Raw genomic sequence first — 17,473 nt, forward strand, 5'->3', positions numbered from 1 at the left:
GGTTAGTGGGTAGTGGTTAGTGGGTAGTGGTTAGTGGGTAGTGGTTAGTGGGTAGTGGTTAGTGGGTAGTGGTTAGTGGGTAGTGGGAAACAACCAAGTACTAACTACTATCTACTAACTACTAACTACTATCTACTATCTACTATCTATTTACAATCTACCTGTATTTTTTGTAACTAGTTTCCAACCTTCTGCTTGATCAAGTAGATTCGCTGAATCAAGTTGGAGATGATTAAGGGTAGGTTCATCTAACAAGAAGTAGGGTTGTTCTTTGTAACGCCAATAATATTGCAATTCTCTAATAGAAGCAGAAACTATATTGCGATCGCTATAAAAATTTAACGACGGACGGTTTTCAGGATTCGATGTGTAAATCTTTGTACCTGGTGGTGTTTCCTGTTGAATCATAGCTGCGACTGGTTTGACTGGATAGCGTTCTCCTAATTCCCAAACCCAATAGTTAGACTTCATCAACAACAGCAGCGAAATATAAGATCCCCAAAACAAAACTCTAAGAAACTGTGTATCACCGCGTTCTGCCAAAATAGCTGCTAAAGTCATTGTTGCTGCAACTGCTGCAAAAATCAGTTGTAAATCTGACTTCGATGCCGTTCCCCAACTAAAGTAAATGCTACCACCAGCTGCTATCACTGCCAGAATTGCCAAAATTATCACCCAAGGACGGGGATAAGATGATAGTAAAGGCAAATTCTCAATTTCCCCCAGTTTTGCTCCCATCACCAAGGCTAAGCTTGGATAAATTGGAAACACATACCAAGGAAGTTTGGTTCTCATTAAAGAAATCGCAATCAAATAAACTACTATCCACACCAGCACGAGTTTTGCCCAACTGAAGTTGCGGTTTTTCCAGGATAATCGCAAGCTAGATGGCAAAAAAAGTAACCAAGGCCAGGTGTACTTGAGAATTTCCAGCAGATAGTACCAAGGTGGGCCAGAATGTTCTTCAACAGATATCCAAATGCGGCTGAGAGATTGACCGACCATGCCGACATTGGTAAAAGTTTGACCATATTCCCACCACTGGGCACCGTACCAAAAAGCTACGGGTATAATGCCGATGAACATTCCTATCCACATATAGGCACTAGTTAGTATTCGCGGTGTATCCCAAAACAGAAATACCACTGCCACAGCACCTAACAATACGCCTAACATGCCCTTAGTTAGGCAAATCAACCCAAAACAGATGCCTACACCCAGGCAATAACGTAAGTCACGACGCGATCGCAACAAACACCACATCATCAGCATAAAAAAACATACCACTGCGCCATCCAGCATGGCTAGTCGTCCATGACGCACCACCGGTAGCATCGTTAGGTAAATCAAAGCACTGTAGATAGCACAAAAACGCTGACGAAATATTTCTCGACCAATACAATACAGTAAAGGTACTGAAATAGCTGTTAAAATTGCTCCGGGTATTCGCGTTGTCCATTCATTTACACCCCCCAAGGAGTAAGCCCAAGCAATCAGCAAGTGCATCAATGGCGGCTTGTTGTGATATGGTTCACCTCCCAGGGTTGGATGAAGCCAACGCATCGAACCAGCTGGGGCCTGCCAAATTTCCCTAGCAACCTGCGCCACAGTACCTTCATCCCAATCTCGCAGCGGTAATTGCCCAAGATTTATGGTAAAAAGTAACACAGCTGCAACCAGCAGCACTATTACCCATGTCCCATCAACCCATTTCTGGTGCGATCGATATTGCTTTTCTAGACGGCCCCAAGTAAAGCTTCCTTCTTGCATAGTCTAGGATACTTGTTTTGCTTGCTGGTTTGATTAGTTTGATTAAAAGGAGACGTTTGCAAGCCTCCATTGTTGCCATTTAGCAACAATCACTGCTTTAAATTCCTCCTAAATTTTAAATTAACTCAATTTTTGCTAACCAATCATAATATTTTGCGACAAAATTTTTGACTATACTTTTAAATTTATTTAACAGGCATTGATTTTTAAAATTGACACCAAACATACCAAATATCAAATCTTATTCAGTTATTGTGGAGATAATCAATGAATTTACCTTCTATTTTAGATGTAGCAATTGGTTTAATATTTATTTATTTAATTTTAAGTTTATTAGCTTCAGAAATTCAGGAACTAATTGCAACTGTTTTTCAATGGCGTGCCGAACACTTAAAAAAGTCAATTGAAATTCTTCTGGCTGGTGATATAAAAAGTGCAGAAGAAGCGCAAGTTATTCAATTAGCAAATAACATTTATGATAATCCTTTAGTTAAAAATATCAATCAAGAAGCAAAAGGATTATTTGTTACCCTACCTCGTAAAATTACTTGGTTAATTGGCTCAATTTATCGTTCTATCAAAAACCCTCGACCGGGAACAGATAAAAGTGATAGTATTTTTGGCAACAAAAAACACACTGGCCCATCTTATATTCCTGCCGATGTTTTTGCTACTACTCTCGTTGAAACATTACAAATACCAGCATTAGTGCAAAAGTTAAGTGCATCGAGGCTAGACACTTTCAAAAAAGAAAGATTAACTGAAATAGAAGAAATTATTATTAAATTACAAGAAGAGATAAATAGTGATGAAAATTTTGCATATTTTTTCAATAGTATCTATAACGGGTATGCAGAACTCCAAGCAGAATTTGAAAAAAGTTGTTGGAATTTTCAACAAAAAAAAGCTAGCTTGAAGACAAGCCTTAATCGTATGGCAGAAAGCGTCGATAGATATATAGAGGCTTTTCAGGCAGAGATGCCAGAGTATGAATTATTTAGCAAAGCCTTACGAAAACTCAAGTTTTTAAGAAAAGATATTTTTGAAGATACTGAACAAGCAATAGCTCTTGGAGGACTGCGCCCTAATATTAACGAAGTCGTGCAAACAATTAATAAAAGTAGTGCTATATATAAAGAAATCGAAGCGGCAATTAAAGACCAAGATAGCGAAACCTATCAGGTAATTAAACAGGCAATTGAGACATTACCACCATCTGTTGTAGACAATCTTGCCGTTTTGGCAAAACGCGCTCAGGCAAGAGTTAAAACTACAGAAGAGGGAATGAATGCCTTACGCCTGGAAATTGAAAATACATTTAATAGCTCAATGGAACGAGCCTCTGGTGTTTACAAACGTAATGCCAAAGGAGTAGCAATTTTAATTGGCTTGGCGATCGCTGTTACTGCTAATGCAGATGCTATTCACATGATTAGCAGGTTATCGAAAGATTCTGCTCTCCGAGATACAATTACAAATAATGCTGGAGAAATATTACTTAAGAATCCCACTGCTAATTTAGATGCATTGAGATTAGAAGCAGACCAGGCTTTAACCAATATTTCTCTACCTATTGGTTGGAGTGATATCAACTTAAAACAGCAAATTAATTGGACACGCCAGTCAAAGCAAGCTTTTCCGAATATCAAAATTGTAACAATGATTCCTGGCTGGATTCTGAGTGGAATTGCTATTGCTATGGGTGCGCCATTTTGGTTCGATTTGCTTGGCAAAATTGTGAATGTACGTAATGCAGGATCGCGGCCTAATTCTTCTAAAAGTAATTCGGTCGATAGTGAGGAAAGTTGATAACCTTAAATTAAAGCAATTTTTGGTCGTATGCATCAAACTCTATTTTTTGATCCCCCCTATCCCCCTTAAAAGGCAGGAGGCAAAAACCTCTTAAAGTCCCCCTTTTTAAGGGGGATTTAGGGGGATCTAAAACCTTTTTGTTATCGACAAGAGGACTTTTAAAACATTCTCTCACTGTTCATTCAGGCAATTACTAAGAGTTAAATTACTGAAAAATATAACACTTAGTTGCTGAGTCCAAACCTAAAGCTGGGGTTTTATTAACAGTTGAGTAAAGTTTAATTACACAAAAAACCGACTCACAGCACAACTAAAACCAGGCAATAATGATGAACTCAATTCATCATTATCTAACAGCGTTACCATCAACTTTAAAATCCCACTTTCCCGACGGTAAACTTCAACTTGTTGCAATCGCCAATCTGCAATCCAATATTCCTTTACTCCCCGTGAAGCGTAAAGCTTGAGTTTCGCTTCTCTATCCCGGCGCTCATTTTCCACACCAGGAGACAACACCTCTACCACTAACTCCGGTGCGCCTGTCAAATGTCCCGCTTCGTCGAGCAAAACTGCTAAACGTTCATGACTCGCCCAAACCACATCTGGGATAACATTATCAGTTTCCGAAAACAGAACACCAGGAGTAACACTTGCTTGTCCTAAACCACTAGACCGCGACCAAGACTCAAGTTCTAAACTGATATTTAAGCAAGTACGTTGATGTCTCCAGTGAGGCGCTCTGGTCATGAATAATTCTCCGTCTATAATCTCATAGCGCGTACCCTCGTTTTCAGGTAGGAGGTCTATGTCTGTAGTAGTCCAGCGCACACGCTCAGTTGCTGTCTGGTTCATAGTCGCTTTCCTTTTAAATAGGATTATATTTAAGACTAACTATTTTTAAAACAATATTGATTGATATTAAGATTTTTCGATAATAATGGCATGAAAGAGAAATTGCCCGAGATGCACAAACTTTTGCAATTTCGTGATGAAACACTTCTACACTGTGCGCTGACACACCGTTCCTATATCCACGAACATCCCGAAGCAGGCGAACACAACGAACGCTTGGAGTTTCTCGGTGATGCTTTGCTCAACTTCTTAAGTGGCCAGTATCTCTATCGCCGTTACCCCCAAAAAGGAGAAGATGAATTAACACGACGGCGATCGGCGTTAGTAGATGAAAAGCAACTTGCTAGGTTTGCTGTTGAGGTAGGCTTAGACTTGCGAATGCGCTTGGGCAAGGGTGCAATTCTTGACGGCGGCTTTCAAAATCCCAATTTGCTCAGCAGTACTTTTGAAGCGATAGTTGGCGCTTACTATTTAGATAATAATTCTGATATGGAGGCTGTTCGTGCTGTTGTAGAACCGCTGTTTGATTCCGTCCCGGAAAATATTGTTGAGTTTCGCGCCAATGTAGACTCTAAAAACCGCTTTCAAGAATGGGTGCAAAGAAATATTACCCCAACTCCCCCCAAGTATGTTACAGAACAAGCGGGGGGTTCTTCTCATGCGCCTGAGTTTATTGCTAAGGTATTTGTGGGTGAAAAAGTATACGGTGAAGGCAGAGGACGCAACAAAAAAGATGCTGAAAAAGCTGCTGCTGAAGATGCCCTGGCAAAGGTAAAAGAAAACTCAAAAGATCTGCTCTAATTTTTGAAAGTCCCGCTGCACCTCATTCCACAAAGTCTTGTTGTGGGGGTCTGTTTTCAAGGCTTTGTTCAGATATATTTTGGCTTTAAATAGCTGGTTTTCTGCAATTAGTGCGCGTCCCCAAAGTTGATAGGCGATCGCCTGCCACTGGCGCACTTCTGCATCTTCGGGTAAACGTGCCGCTAAAGCTTCTGCTAGTGCGATCGCCTGAGGGAACCGTCTTTCTTTCAAAAACTGCTGCAATTGCTCATAAGTCTTCCACTTCAGTCGCTGTTCTGTTTCCGAAATGTGCGGCGGTTGGGGCGTCGGCTGCTTTTTCGGCGTCTGTTGAGAAGTTGGTTCTGGGTTGGGTGTTTGTATTTCTCCAGAAGCTGAGGCTGGTGACTGAGTTGACTGTTGGGCTGTTTCTTGGGGCGTTATCACCTGCAACAGCAACTTGTATGCCTCAGTCAAGGCAATAAACTTTTCTTTTGCTTTTTTGTCATCTGGGTTGATATCGGGATGATATTGTTGCGCGAGTCGGCGGTAAGAGGCTTTAATTTCGCCAAAGGATGCTCCCGACCTTAAACCCAATAAACGGTAGCAATCTCCAAGATCCATCTTGAGCTATAACAAGCACTATATTCAGCTATCAGCTACTAGCTTAAAGCTTGAAGTACCAATGATAAAGACCAATTTGCCATTTTTAGAGGCATAGGGTCTGGGCAAGGGGCATCGGGCATTGGGAATTGGGAATAGGTGAAAATTATGAATGCTGAAAATTTCATAATTCATAATTCATAATTCATAATTTTTATGCCCCTTGCCCAATGCCCTATTCCCTAGTTCCTAGCTAGGGACGTTCTTCAATTACTTTGTCAATCAAGCCGTATTCCTTCGCCTCTTGGGCAGACATGAAAAAGTCACGATCCATGTCTTTTTCGATCTTTTCTATTGGCTGACCAGTATTTTTAGCGTAAATTTCGTTCAGTTGACGACGAATCCGCAGAATTTCTCTGGCTTCAATTTCAATATCGGTTGCTTGCCCACGAGTACCACCAGATGGCTGGTGAATCATAATCCGTGAGTGAGGCAATGCCAATCGTTTGCCTTTAGTGCCAGCTGCTAGCAGGAAGGAACCCATCGAAGCTGCTAAGCCCACACAAATGGTAACTACATCTGATTTGATGTGTTGCATGGTATCAAAAATCGCCATGCCAGATGTAACCATCCCACCGGGGGAATTGATGTATAGATAAATATCCTTGCCTGGATCTTCCGAATCCAGGTATAGCATTACGGCGATAATTTGATTGGCAATTTCATCATCAACGTCTCGCCCCAGGAAAATAATGCGTTCCCGGTAAAGACGATTGTAGATGTCAATCCATTGTGTATATTGTTCCCCCGGCATCCGGTAGGGGACTTTAGGAACGCCTATAGGCATTTTCGTTACTCCGTTTGTAATTAGTTATTAGCCAATTGTTGGTGGTTGGTTGTTGATAGTTGGTTGGAACGAACAACAAACAACAAACAACAAACAACTGATTTAAAGAATTCCAGCTGCTGGTACGGGAGGATGGGCGAGTTCTTCTTTCTCAAAAACTCGGTCAATCAAGCCATATGCCACAGCTTCCTTGGGAGTGATATAGAAGAGGCGATCCATATCCTTCTCTATTCTTTCCTTGGGCTGTCCAGTGTTACGAGAGAGGATGTCTACCATCGTCGCTTTATTTGCCAGTACTTCTTTAGCCCGGATCTGAATATCTGTGGCTTGGCCTTGGGCGTAGCTCTTGGGCTGATGCAGGACGATGGTAGCGTGAGGCAAACTAGCGCGGCAACCTTTTGTCCCAGCACTGAGAAGCATTGCTGACATACCCATTGCCATACCAATGCAGATGGTGTGGATGGGAGGCTTGATATATTTCATCGTGTCATAGATGGCGAAGGCTTCCGTTTCAAAGCCGATGGGTTCGCCACTGTAACCGGAGGTACCAGTCGAGTTAATGTAGATTTTAATTGGTTTGTCTGGATCGTCGGACTGCAAATACAGCAGTTCAGCTATGATTAATTCGGTGACAGCAGGCACCAGTGGCATGCCAAGATAGACAATTCGCTCCTTCAACAATAAGGAAGGTAAATCTGGTGGCGGCGTGCGGTAGAAGTTATCACCGTAATAAGGGGCTTGCACAGCCTTGATGGGGGACATGTCCATAGCAACTGTTGCCTGAAATAATGCCGTTAACTGTAATACATCCTAGCGCGAGGCTAAGTCACCTGGAGGTGTGGATTTCTCGCTAATTAGCAAAATTCCTCTACGTCTGAGTAGCTTTTGCGCTTAAGATGTTGTCACTATTATTAATAGATGTTTTATAAGACATGGGAAATGGTTAAAGGGTAAAGGCTTCTTAATTCCTTTCCCCTCTTCCTCCAACTTCTTTAAGAAGTCTAAAGTATCTCTGCTGGTTAGCTTTTCCGTAGAACGGATATTGCACTTTGAAGTTATTTATAAATATGTATATCTTGGATGGAAACCCGAAGTTATGAAGGTTAGTTTGCTGCCTAGACTGAATGATGGCAATCTAGATGCCAATCAAATGAGCAGTCAACGTCAGTTGGCTATTTCTCTTTCTGCGATCGCTGAATTTAGCGATCGCGATGTACCGCTGAATTTATGCCTAATTCTCGATCATAGTGGTTCGATGAGCGGGCGACCGCTAGAAACAGTAAAAAAAGCAGCTAATGAGATTGTTGATGGACTCAAAGAAGGCGATCGCCTGAGTGTGGTAGTTTTTGATCACCGCGCCAAAGTATTAGTACCCAATCAAACTATTGAAGACCGAGAACGCATTAAACAGCAAATTAATCGTCTTGCTGCTGATGGCGGTACTGCTATTGATGAAGGGTTGCGTTTAGGAATTGAGGAACTAGCAAAAGGGAAAAAAGAAACAATTTCTCAAGCCTTTCTATTAACTGATGGTGAAAATGAACACGGCGACAACAAGCGTTGTTTGAAATTTGCTCAGTTGGCTGCTGGCTACAATTTGACTTTGAATACTTTGGGATTTGGTGACAATTGGAACCAAGATATTTTAGAAAAAATTGCCGATGCTGGTGGTGGGACGTTGTCTTATATTCAAAAACCAGAACAGGCGGTAGATGAGTTTAGTCGTCTTTTCAACCGTATTCAAGCAGTAGGATTAACTAATGCCTATCTACTGTTTTCTCTGATGCCGAAAGTTCGCTTTGCAGAATTAAAACCTGTTGCCCAAGTTTCTCCAGATACGATTGAGTTACCAGTGCAACAAGAAGCTGATGGACGTTACGCGGTGCGTCTGGGAGACTTGATGAAGGATACGAAACGGGTAGTTTTAGCAAATATTTATTTAGGGCAATTCTCTCCAGGCAAACATACTATTGCTAATTTACAAGTGCGCTACGATAACCCCGCGCAAAAACAGACAGGGTTACTATCAGAAAATATACCTGTGGAAGTGAATGTGATTCCAAATTACCAAGGTGTTTCCAATCCGGAGGTACAGCAGCATATTCTGGCATTAGCAAAGTATCGACAAACGCAGCTAGCAGAAGCGAAATTACAACAGGGCGATCGCGCTGGTGCTGCAACAATGCTGCAAACTGCTGCTAAAACTGCTTTGCAAATGGGAGATGTGGGTGCAGCTACGGTTTTGCAAACTTCTGCTACCCGCCTGCAATCAGGAGAAGAGTTATCGGAGAGCGATCGCAAAAAAACCAGAATTGTATCGAAGACGGTTTTGCAAGATTAATAGTTTTAGGGGTGGGATATTACCCACCCTATAATTTTTTTGAATAAACGAACCACAAAGTACGCATTAGACGCGCAAACGGCTTCCCGCAGTGTAGAACGCAAAGAAAAGATAATGAAGACTACAGGTATTCATCATATAGCTATTATTTGTTCTGATTATGAACGGTCAAAGAAGTTTTATACGGAAATTTTAGGTTTTTCTATTATTAATGAGACTTTTAGGAAGGAGAGAAATTCTTATAAGTTAGATTTACGAGTGGGGGAGAATCATCAAATTGAGTTATTTTCTTTTCCGAATCCTCCACAAAGAGTTAGTAATCCGGAGGCTTGTGGATTAAGGCATTTGGCTTTTGAAGTTGAAGATATTGAGCAAGCTGTTAGCGAGTTAAAAGCTCAGGGTGTTGAAGTTGAAGATATTAGAATTGATGAAATTACAGGTAAAAAATTTACTTTTTTTAAAGACCCAGATTCTCTACCATTAGAAATTTATGAATGGTAGTTATATCAATTTTTAAATCTTATCTGAGCGTAAAGGCGAAGCATTTGCATCTTTCTACACAAATGCTTCGCCCCTACTACTTCTTTCGGGCTTTCCACGTCCCACCATAAACATAAAACGGGTTATTATCGCTTAAGTGCTGCCAACATTTAGGGCAAACAAAAACCCAATCGCCGTCCTGCTTGTACTTAACGCGATAAAGTACCGATGCAGATTGACTGCATTGAAAGCAGAGTTTGATTCGGTGCGATCGCGCCATTTTTAGGGACTAAAAGAGATTAAGATCTAGTGGTTAGTGGAAACTACTATCTACTATCTACTAACTACTAACTACTAACTATACAATCTGGTAAACTATCCCAGAAAAGTTACAGGTGGATTTCCTGCCCTAATGAAAGCGAAAGCTTCCCCGTTGTTGCTTGCCATCTTCATCATCTCACTGATACTGCGTACTCTGGCAATTACTGCTTCCCTAAATACAGATGAGGGATTGTGGATTTATCGTGGTAGTCAGTTTGTCAAACGCCTGTTTGAGGGAGATTTTACGCATACTATTCTCAAGCATCATCCAGGGGTTCCCAATATGTGGCTAACTGGCAGCAGTATGTTGTTGAATTGCTGGTTGCACAAGCTTTTCCCTGGTTTTCTTGGTGTAGATTTACCTTCAGATATCGGGGCTTGTCTAAATTTAGAAGAATTTCCTATTAACTTATATATAATCCCCCGTATTGTGCAAGCGGTAGTCACTTCCGCTTGTATGGTGTATGTATATGTACTGACAAAGCGGTTATTAGGACAAGCAGTAGCCCTATGCACCATAAGTCTGCTGTTATTAGAACCATTCTTTGTGGCTTATCAGCGCTTTATTACTACCGATGCGCTACAAGCTGATTTTGCAATTTTGGCTGTACTATTGTTTCTACTTTATTTGCGAAAAGATGGGAAACGCAAATTCCTTTTTGCTTCGGGAATATTTCTAGGACTGTCAACGGCAGCTAAAATCACCGCGTTGTTTTTATTACCTGCGATCGCCCTTCTAATAGTATTGATTGAACTAGGATTTTGGCGAAGCAGCTTTCCCCAAAGAGGCTGGAAGCAGCAATTTCGGGGCTATGCACTTTGGGGTACTACCATTTTAGTAGTGTTTGCTCTAATTTTCCCGGCGATGTGGGTTTCACCCGGATATGTTCTCGATCGCATACATCAAGGTGTTTTGCAAGAATCCGATCGGGGATTTCTTTTTTTCTTGGGACAACTCACCCATTCGCCAGGGATTCTATTTTATCCGCTAGTACTGGCCTATCGCCTCTCACCTGTATTGCAAGTGGGGTTATTAGCAACAAGTGCAGTACTGTTCATACCCAAGTTACGGCGTCAGCAGGAAAAAATGCCTGAGATAGCAGCGATTGCCTTAATTACTTTCTGGGTGCTGTTGATCCTGTCAGCTAGTGACAATAAAATCGACCGTTATATTAATCTTTGCTTGCCGATGTTGGCGATACTTGCGGCGGTTGGCTGGTTAGAAATTATTGCTGGAATTACACAAAGGAAAAATATTCTTCCCTCCTCGCTTGCAGGGAGGGGTTATATAGTTCTATTTTTGTTGCAACTAGTCTTCCTTCTCCCTTATCATCCCTATTACCTCGCCTACTACAACCCTTTGCTGGGTGGTGGGAGGGTAGCCCAAAATATATTTATGATTGGTCAAGGAGAAGGTTTAGAAAAAGCTGCTCAATGGTTGAATCAGTTACCTAATGTGAAAGAAACTAAAGTAGCGAGTTGGTACAGTCGATATTTTTCCAGTTATTTCCACGGCCAAATCTTACCTATAGACAAACGTGTCCCATCTGGAATTCAACCTTGGACGCAAGCTAATCGAGTGGTATTCTACAAAAACCAATTGCAGCGTCAATTGCCGGAACCAAAGATGCTGAATTACTTTGCTATGCAGCAACCTTTGTATACTGTACGGCTGCATGATATTGATTATGTGTGGGTGTATCCGGGGCCACTACCTTTACCTGAAGATTTAAAGCGCATCCAGTTTCCCTTGTCTTTATCTTTCAAGGAACAAGTGCGCCTACTAGGTTATGACTTGAATAAAACTAAAGTGTCTGCAAATGAGGATTTGCTCATCACATTCTACTGGGAATTTCTTGCACCACTGCCGCGTGATATTTCAGTCAAAATAGGTTTGCGCGATCGCTTCATCCACAACTCCAGTGTACCTAATGACAACTTTACTAATCTTGCAAATGCACCCTTGGTAGATGGATATGTGTTTCCAGAACAAATAACTACAGGTACAGTTGTGCGGGATATCCACAAGCTCAAAATTCCCCCTAGTACATCACCCCAGCACTACCAGCTTGAGGTAGGGTGGTTCTCTCCCAGTAAAGGAGAAGTATTAGGAAAGCCAGCAGTTATAGGTGAGTTGGAAGTAGTGAAATGATGGGAAGTAGAAGAAACTACCAACCACTAACCAATGTAGAGACGTGCCATGGCACGTCTCTACAACCATTGACTAATGACAAATGACCAATGACTAATAACTACTGGCTATTTTTTCCCAATCAGCAATCGATAAGCGATAAATTGTAGCTACAACTCGTCCATTGTTGGAAAAAGTTTTTATCGGCTCATATCGTTCTTCCCAATAGCTTTGCTCTTTGTCTAATATTTTTTTGTTTCTGTTTTGAGGGTTTTTGATATATATAATGTAGATGTCTCCAGGCAAATTACGATCGTACGGTTGCAATTCCAGATTTTTAAACTCTACTGGAATATAATATCTCATAATACTTTTCTTCTCATTGGTAATAAAGTAACCATTCTTTCCTGTACTTTTTAAATACAAGTCTATTTTTTCCCAGTGCCGATAGTAAGGGAACCCAAATAAACTTTGTCTGCTTTGTCTTTTAAATTCTAAAAATAAAAAACTTTTATCTTCCCACGGATACTCTTTATTATTATCTATAAACAATAAATGAGAAATGAGAAATAAAAAAACATATATGAAATTCAAAAAAGCAACATTAATATATTTTGCTTTAACTGGAAATTGATTGGCTATCAAGAATTGGAATAATTCCAATCCAAAAGCCATTAAAATTGAAAAAGGTAATACATATGTGTAGATGTGCGTACCAGGATTACCAACTAAGGTTTCTAACGATAAGATAGGAAATAACAGCCATAATACAACTGAGAAATTTTCTTTGATTCTAAATAATCCTAGTACACCCAAAAAAGCATATAAATATATAACAAATAACGGGTTATAAGTCATGAATGTTCTTGTAGAACTGACAGACTGCTTATTTATCCTCTCCGCCCAGTATGTCTTAGTCGATTCTGATATCGAAAAGAAGAAAGGTATATAAAAGATAGATATTGATATCAATAAGACAGAACTTGCACAAATTAAATGCAGGAGTTGATTGTTATTCTGGGAAAAGTTGCTGTTGATATACCATCGATAAATTAAGTAAAACACAAACGGTGCGATAAATATGCCATCGTAATGTGCAAGAATAGAAATTCCCCAGCACAACATCCCTAGATATAAACCAGATATTCTCCATTTTTCATACTTTGTAGATAAACTGAGAAAATACAAACATAAAATAGAAAATAAAATCACTAAAGATTGATATTGAACTATCCTTGAAAAGGCAACAAATAGTCCATTAATAGTTATCAATAAAGATGAGTATAGGGCTATTTTCTTTCCAAACTCTAGTTGAACAAACTTATAAAAAAAATAAATAGCGAATATACCTGCTATCGTAAAAGGTAGTCTGATTAGAAACTCATTATCATACTCTGGATTAATAAAACTCATAGTATAAGTTATCAAAAATTGAATTGGCCCCTTCCTTTGACTGAGTAGGAAATCAATCAAATCTTGACCAGTTTCTGGTTTGTACAAGGCTCTAATTTCATCGCCTTGGTAATTTGAATATCCTAAATTAATTAATCTCAACCAAAAAGTTACAATGACTAAATAAGTTAAAGGAATAATGTTTTTAACTTTTTTCATCTTGCTTAGCTTGACTTTATCCATTTTTCCCGATGGGATGCCCCAAAGGGAGATCGCTGTGGGGTTGGCTGCATACATAATATTTGTCTAAGTACAATGTTGCACAAATTCGTAACGAATTAAATCGTAGAAAGACTCTGCGCCCCTCTGCGTTTACTCCGCGTGCCTCTGCGTTTAAAAAAACTACGATTTTATGCAAAACTGTACTAAGTCCCGTTAACAAAAAAGCTTGCAATCTCTACGCCCATCAACTTACTCCTGAATTTCTCTGAAGTTTTCCAGTGCCTTCTGGTACCTTTCCATGTACCCTTGTTGCTGATAAAGCTTGACAGCTTTGTAAAAATTCTCAGCGGCTAACTGCCTATTGCCTAACTTGGCGTAGCAAAATCCCCGATATTCGTGGGCATCTGCATGGTTTGGTATAAGGCGAATTAAGCAATCAAAATCTTCTATCGCCCCCTGATAATCTTCCAAGTCCATGCGGATCTTGCCCCGATTATAATAAGCACCTGTATGCTTGGGCTTTAATTGAATTGCCCGGCAAAAGTCATCAAACGCTGCTTGAAAAGCTTTCGCCTTCCGCTTGGTTACACCTTGTTTGTTGAACTCATCCGCTGGTGTTGGATTCCACACGTACTTTTGACACGTTTTACAGGCGGCTTCTGTTAAACTGCCCTGTTTGGGATTTTGGAATACACGGCGATCGCGCAACCTGTCACAGCAAAATTGCAGCCACGCTTGCCAGTTGCCCTTCCACAAGCGCACTGTATTATCCGAACTACCACTGGCAATCATCTGTCCATCTGTGCTAAAGGCAACGCAATAGACTTCACTCTCATGGCCGCGCAGTGGTTCACCAATGGGGTTGCCTTGAATATCCCACAGGCGCACTGTATTATCCGAACTACCACTGACAATTATCTGCCCATCTGGACTAAAGGCAACTGCAAAGATTCCATTCTCATGCCCGCGCAGTGGTTCACCAATGGGGTGGCCCTGATTGTCCCACAAACGAATTGTGTTGTCCCAACTACCACTGGCAAGCATCTGCCCATCCGGACTAAAGGCAACGCAATAGACTTCACTCTCGTGCCCACATAACTCCTCATCGATGGGATTACCCCGAATGTTCCACAAGCGCACTGTGCTATCCGAACTACCACTGGCAAGCATCTGTCCATCTGGGCTAAAGGCAACTGAATAAACAATACTCTTGTGCCCGCGTAGCGGTTCACCAATGGGGTTGCCTTGGATATCCCACAAACGAACTGTGCGATCGTCACTGCCACTGGCAAGCATCTGCCCCGAAGGGCTAAAGGCAACACTATTGACTCCACTCTCATGTCCGCGCAGTGGTTCACCGATGGGGTTGCCTTGAATGTCCCACAAACGGATTGTGTTGTCCCAACTGCCACTGGCAAGCATCTGTCCCGAAGGACTAAAAGTAACTGCAAAAACTCCACTCTCATGTCCGCGCAGTGGTTCACCAATGGGGTTGCCTTGAATGTCCCACAACCGGACTGTGTTGTCCCAACTGCTACTGGCAAGCATCTGTCCCGAAGGGCTAAAGGCAACTGCAAAGACTCCACTCTCATGTCCGTGCAACGATTCACTAATGGAGTTGTTCTGAATATCCCACAACCGGACTGTTTTGTCCCAACTGCTACTGACAAGCGTCTGCCCCGAAGGACTAAAAGCGACAGCAAAGACTCTACTCTCGTGCCCGCGCAGTGGTTCACCAATGGGGTTGCCTTGGATGTCCCACAAACGGACTGTTTTGTCCCAACTGCCACTGGCAAGTATCTGCCCATCCGGACTAAAGGCTACTGAAAATACTCCACTTTCATGTCCGCGCAATGGTTTACCGATGGGGTTGCCTTCGATGTTCCACAAGCGGATTGTGCGATCGTCGCTGCTGGTGGCAAGCATCTGCCCCGAAGGACTAAAGGCAACACAATAGACGCCACTTTCATGTCCGCGCAATGGTTTACCGATGGGGTTGCCTTGAATATCCCATAAGCGGATTGTGCGATCGTCGCTGCTGGTGGCCAGCATTTGCCCCCAAGGACTAAAGGCAACACAATAGACGCCACTTTCATGCCCGCGCAACGGTTCGCCAATCAGATTGCCTTGCATGTCCCACAAACGAACTGTGTTGTCCCAACTGCCACTGGCAAGCATCTGCCCCAAAGGGCTAAAGGCAACTGACAATATTCCACTCTCATGCCCGCGCAACGGTTCGCCAATGAGATTGCCTTGCATGTCCCACAAACAAACTGTGTTGTCCCAACTGCCACTGGCAATCATCTGCCCCGAAGGGCTAAAGGCAACGGATGTGACTTCACTCTCATGCCCGTACAAAGGTTCGCCAATGGCGTTGCCCTGAATATCCCACAAGCGCACTGTGTAGTCCGAACTGCCACTAACAATCATCTGTCCATCTGGACTAAAAGCGACGCATGTGACTTCACTCTCATGTCCTTGAAACAGAGTTGGCACTCTGGTTTTTACCATCGCTTTATGCAAGCTAGTTTGAACCGAATCAAGAATCTGTTTTGGCAATTTATCCAAATTTTCACCGATTGTTTGAATTGCCAGCAATAAACTGTTGAGTGGTTCGGTAGGAAGCAGGTATAGTACTCTTGCTGCTTTCTCTTGCAGTCTAGATTCGATGATTTCAAGTTCTAACTTACGGATCTGTTCGTTTTTTTCTTTTTCTTTGATCCAGGTTGGCAATTTTGGCCAAGCAGTTATTAGGGCTTCATGGGCAATTTCTACAGTAGATTTTTGTTTTCCTGCAATCACTAGGTGTTCGCCGATCAGCTGATTAAGTGTCTTCTCTAAAACTCCACCATCTTTAAACTGATCCTGCTCAGTTCTTTTACTAACAGTCTTATTATCAACAATATCTACTAATTCAATAAATATTTTTTTAACTGCTTCTTTTTCTGCTTCTGCAAGTTCTGTATATATTTTTTCTACCTGCTTTGGAAGTGCGCCAGCCACTCCTCCCAAATCATTGTATGTTTTTGTAGTTAGCTTGCGGTTTGCGATTTCTTCTTTTTGCCAAAGTAAATTTAGGGTGTATTGTAGCAGAGGTAAACTATTTACCTGCCGCTTAAAATCGTTGATAATCTGTTCGATTAACCCTTCTTCAAAAATTACACCATTTCGAGCTGCTCCTTCAGCGATCGCTAATCTGAGTTTACCCCGGCTCATATCAGTAATAAAGCGAATATGTTGCTCTGTAGCAGCTGCTAAATTGGGGTAGAGACTAAATCTATCACAAAAATCAGCCCGCATTGTCAAAATAATCTTGAGCGAATCATTTCGGGCTGCAATCAGTTGCACAAGGCTATCAATAAATTTGTGACATTTTTCTTTAGGGGTTCTGGTAAAAAGCTCCTCAAATTGATCGATAAAAATTAACCAGTGAGAATCCTCTTTTAGAGCTTCTACAACCCTCATCAAGGTATCAGTTCCCACTTGTCGAGCTATCTCAGCCTTTTCTTGTCCGTACTGAGAACTCAGACAAAGATATAGAGACTCAAATGGGTTTTCATCTGGTACAAAAGTTAAATTGATAAAATTTTTCTCTACAAATGTTGGGATGATTCCAGCCCTAACTAGTGATGATTTACCACTGCCTGATACTCCCAAAAGCACAATTAAATGATTTTGCTCTAAATCCCAATTTAATCTTGTAACTAAAACGTCTCGCCCGAAAAATTTGTCCTTGTCTTCCGGCTCAAATTTTTCTAATCCTTTGTAGGGAGACTGCATAATCAGTGGACGCTTCAGAATACTCTCATCAGGCTCATTAGAAACAAAGTATTGATAGAAGGGATCACCGCTAATTTGTCCGGCGGCAACACCTTCAACTAACTCACGAATTTCATTTGTATATCCTTCTTCAGGCATATGTTTC

General features: G+C 41.4%; 12 protein-coding genes. 5 read left to right on the plus strand and 7 right to left on the minus strand.

Annotated elements, in window-relative coordinates:
- Positions 1–150: 150 nt before the first annotated feature.
- Positions 151–1,770: a glycosyltransferase family 39 protein gene (locus HXY43_RS17960; protein ID WP_290885527.1), complete on the minus strand. Its 1,620-nt coding sequence runs from the start codon at positions 1,768–1,770 to the stop codon at positions 151–153.
- Positions 1,771–2,037: 267 nt separating this feature from the next.
- Here HXY43_RS17960 and HXY43_RS17965 point away from each other — a divergent pair, with 267 nt between their 5' ends.
- Positions 2,038–3,579, plus strand: coding sequence for a hypothetical protein (locus HXY43_RS17965; RefSeq protein WP_290885530.1), 1,542 nt, complete (start codon positions 2,038–2,040; stop codon positions 3,577–3,579).
- 285 nt (positions 3,580–3,864) lie between these two features.
- On the opposite strand, the gene HXY43_RS17970 is transcribed toward HXY43_RS17965, so the two are convergent.
- On the minus strand, positions 3,865–4,434 hold the full coding sequence (locus tag HXY43_RS17970; protein WP_290885533.1) for a Uma2 family endonuclease: 570 nt from the start codon (positions 4,432–4,434) through the stop codon (positions 3,865–3,867).
- A 111-nt stretch (positions 4,435–4,545) separates the two neighbouring features.
- Here HXY43_RS17970 and rnc point away from each other — a divergent pair, with 111 nt between their 5' ends.
- Positions 4,546–5,235 carry a ribonuclease III gene (gene rnc, locus HXY43_RS17975; protein WP_290885669.1) on the plus strand — a complete coding sequence of 230 codons (690 nt, stop codon included), beginning with the start codon at positions 4,546–4,548 and terminating at the stop codon, positions 5,233–5,235.
- Here rnc and HXY43_RS17980 read toward each other — a convergent pair.
- The 3 genes from HXY43_RS17980 to HXY43_RS17990 form a co-directional block, all read right to left on the minus strand.
- Positions 5,218–5,835, minus strand: a complete 618-nt coding sequence (locus tag HXY43_RS17980) for a J domain-containing protein (protein WP_290885536.1) — start codon at positions 5,833–5,835, stop codon at positions 5,218–5,220. The genes rnc and HXY43_RS17980 overlap by 18 nt on opposite strands.
- 232 nt (positions 5,836–6,067) lie before the next feature.
- Complete coding sequence (locus tag HXY43_RS17985; RefSeq protein ID WP_026733430.1) at positions 6,068–6,661, minus strand: ATP-dependent Clp protease proteolytic subunit; 594 nt, start codon at positions 6,659–6,661, stop codon at positions 6,068–6,070.
- Between the two features lie 102 nt (positions 6,662–6,763).
- On the minus strand, positions 6,764–7,429 hold the full coding sequence (locus HXY43_RS17990) for an ATP-dependent Clp protease proteolytic subunit (RefSeq protein WP_026733429.1): 666 nt from the start codon (positions 7,427–7,429) through the stop codon (positions 6,764–6,766).
- A 328-nt stretch (positions 7,430–7,757) separates the two neighbouring features.
- Between HXY43_RS17990 and HXY43_RS17995 the strand changes: the two genes are divergently transcribed.
- From HXY43_RS17995 to HXY43_RS18005, 3 genes are all read left to right on the plus strand, one after another.
- Positions 7,758–9,002 carry a VWA domain-containing protein gene (locus HXY43_RS17995; RefSeq protein WP_290885541.1) on the plus strand — a complete coding sequence of 415 codons (1,245 nt, stop codon included), beginning with the start codon at positions 7,758–7,760 and terminating at the stop codon, positions 9,000–9,002.
- A gap of 114 nt (positions 9,003–9,116) precedes the next feature.
- The gene (locus tag HXY43_RS18000; RefSeq protein WP_290885672.1) at positions 9,117–9,503 is read left to right on the plus strand and encodes a VOC family protein; all 387 of its coding nucleotides are present in this window, start codon (positions 9,117–9,119) and stop codon (positions 9,501–9,503) included.
- A gap of 391 nt (positions 9,504–9,894) precedes the next feature.
- Entirely contained in the window at positions 9,895–11,955 is a 2,061-nt protein-coding gene (locus HXY43_RS18005; RefSeq protein WP_290885544.1) for a glycosyltransferase family 39 protein, read from the plus strand.
- 93 nt (positions 11,956–12,048) lie between these two features.
- Here HXY43_RS18005 and HXY43_RS18010 read toward each other — a convergent pair whose 3' ends face one another.
- Together HXY43_RS18010 and HXY43_RS18015 are read right to left on the minus strand one after the other, a co-directional pair.
- Positions 12,049–13,545 (minus strand): glycosyltransferase family 39 protein, encoded by a 1,497-nt coding sequence (locus tag HXY43_RS18010; RefSeq protein WP_290885675.1) that lies wholly within the window; start codon positions 13,543–13,545, stop codon positions 12,049–12,051.
- Positions 13,546–13,797: 252 nt separating this feature from the next.
- Positions 13,798–17,466, minus strand: coding sequence for a hypothetical protein (locus HXY43_RS18015; RefSeq protein ID WP_290885547.1), 3,669 nt, complete (start codon positions 17,464–17,466; stop codon positions 13,798–13,800).
- Between the last annotated feature and the right edge of the window lie 7 nt (positions 17,467–17,473).

It is taken from the genome of Fischerella sp. (assembly GCF_013388695.1).
Classification (GTDB): Bacteria; Cyanobacteriota; Cyanobacteriia; order Cyanobacteriales; family Nostocaceae; genus PCC9605.

Bases quoted from the DNA above. Each gene is read 5' to 3' on its own strand.
- HXY43_RS18005 (WP_290885544.1), top strand. From the start codon at position 9,895: ATGAAAGCGAAAGCTTCCCCGTTGTTGCTTGCCATCTTCATCATCTCA.
- HXY43_RS17965 (WP_290885530.1), top strand. From the start codon at position 2,038: ATGAATTTACCTTCTATTTTAGATGTAGCAATTGGTTTAATATTTATT.
- HXY43_RS17995 (WP_290885541.1), top strand. From the start codon at position 7,758: ATGAAGGTTAGTTTGCTGCCTAGACTGAATGATGGCAATCTAGATGCC.
- HXY43_RS17985 (WP_026733430.1), bottom strand. From the start codon at position 6,661: ATGCCTATAGGCGTTCCTAAAGTCCCCTACCGGATGCCGGGGGAACAA.
- HXY43_RS18000 (WP_290885672.1), top strand. From the start codon at position 9,117: ATGAAGACTACAGGTATTCATCATATAGCTATTATTTGTTCTGATTAT.
- HXY43_RS17960 (WP_290885527.1), bottom strand. From the start codon at position 1,770: ATGCAAGAAGGAAGCTTTACTTGGGGCCGTCTAGAAAAGCAATATCGA.
- HXY43_RS17990 (WP_026733429.1), bottom strand. From the start codon at position 7,429: ATGGACATGTCCCCCATCAAGGCTGTGCAAGCCCCTTATTACGGTGAT.
- HXY43_RS18015 (WP_290885547.1), bottom strand. From the start codon at position 17,466: ATGCCTGAAGAAGGATATACAAATGAAATTCGTGAGTTAGTTGAAGGT.
- HXY43_RS17970 (WP_290885533.1), bottom strand. From the start codon at position 4,434: ATGAACCAGACAGCAACTGAGCGTGTGCGCTGGACTACTACAGACATA.
- rnc (WP_290885669.1), top strand. From the start codon at position 4,546: ATGCACAAACTTTTGCAATTTCGTGATGAAACACTTCTACACTGTGCG.
- HXY43_RS18010 (WP_290885675.1), bottom strand. From the start codon at position 13,545: ATGAAAAAAGTTAAAAACATTATTCCTTTAACTTATTTAGTCATTGTA.
- HXY43_RS17980 (WP_290885536.1), bottom strand. From the start codon at position 5,835: ATGGATCTTGGAGATTGCTACCGTTTATTGGGTTTAAGGTCGGGAGCA.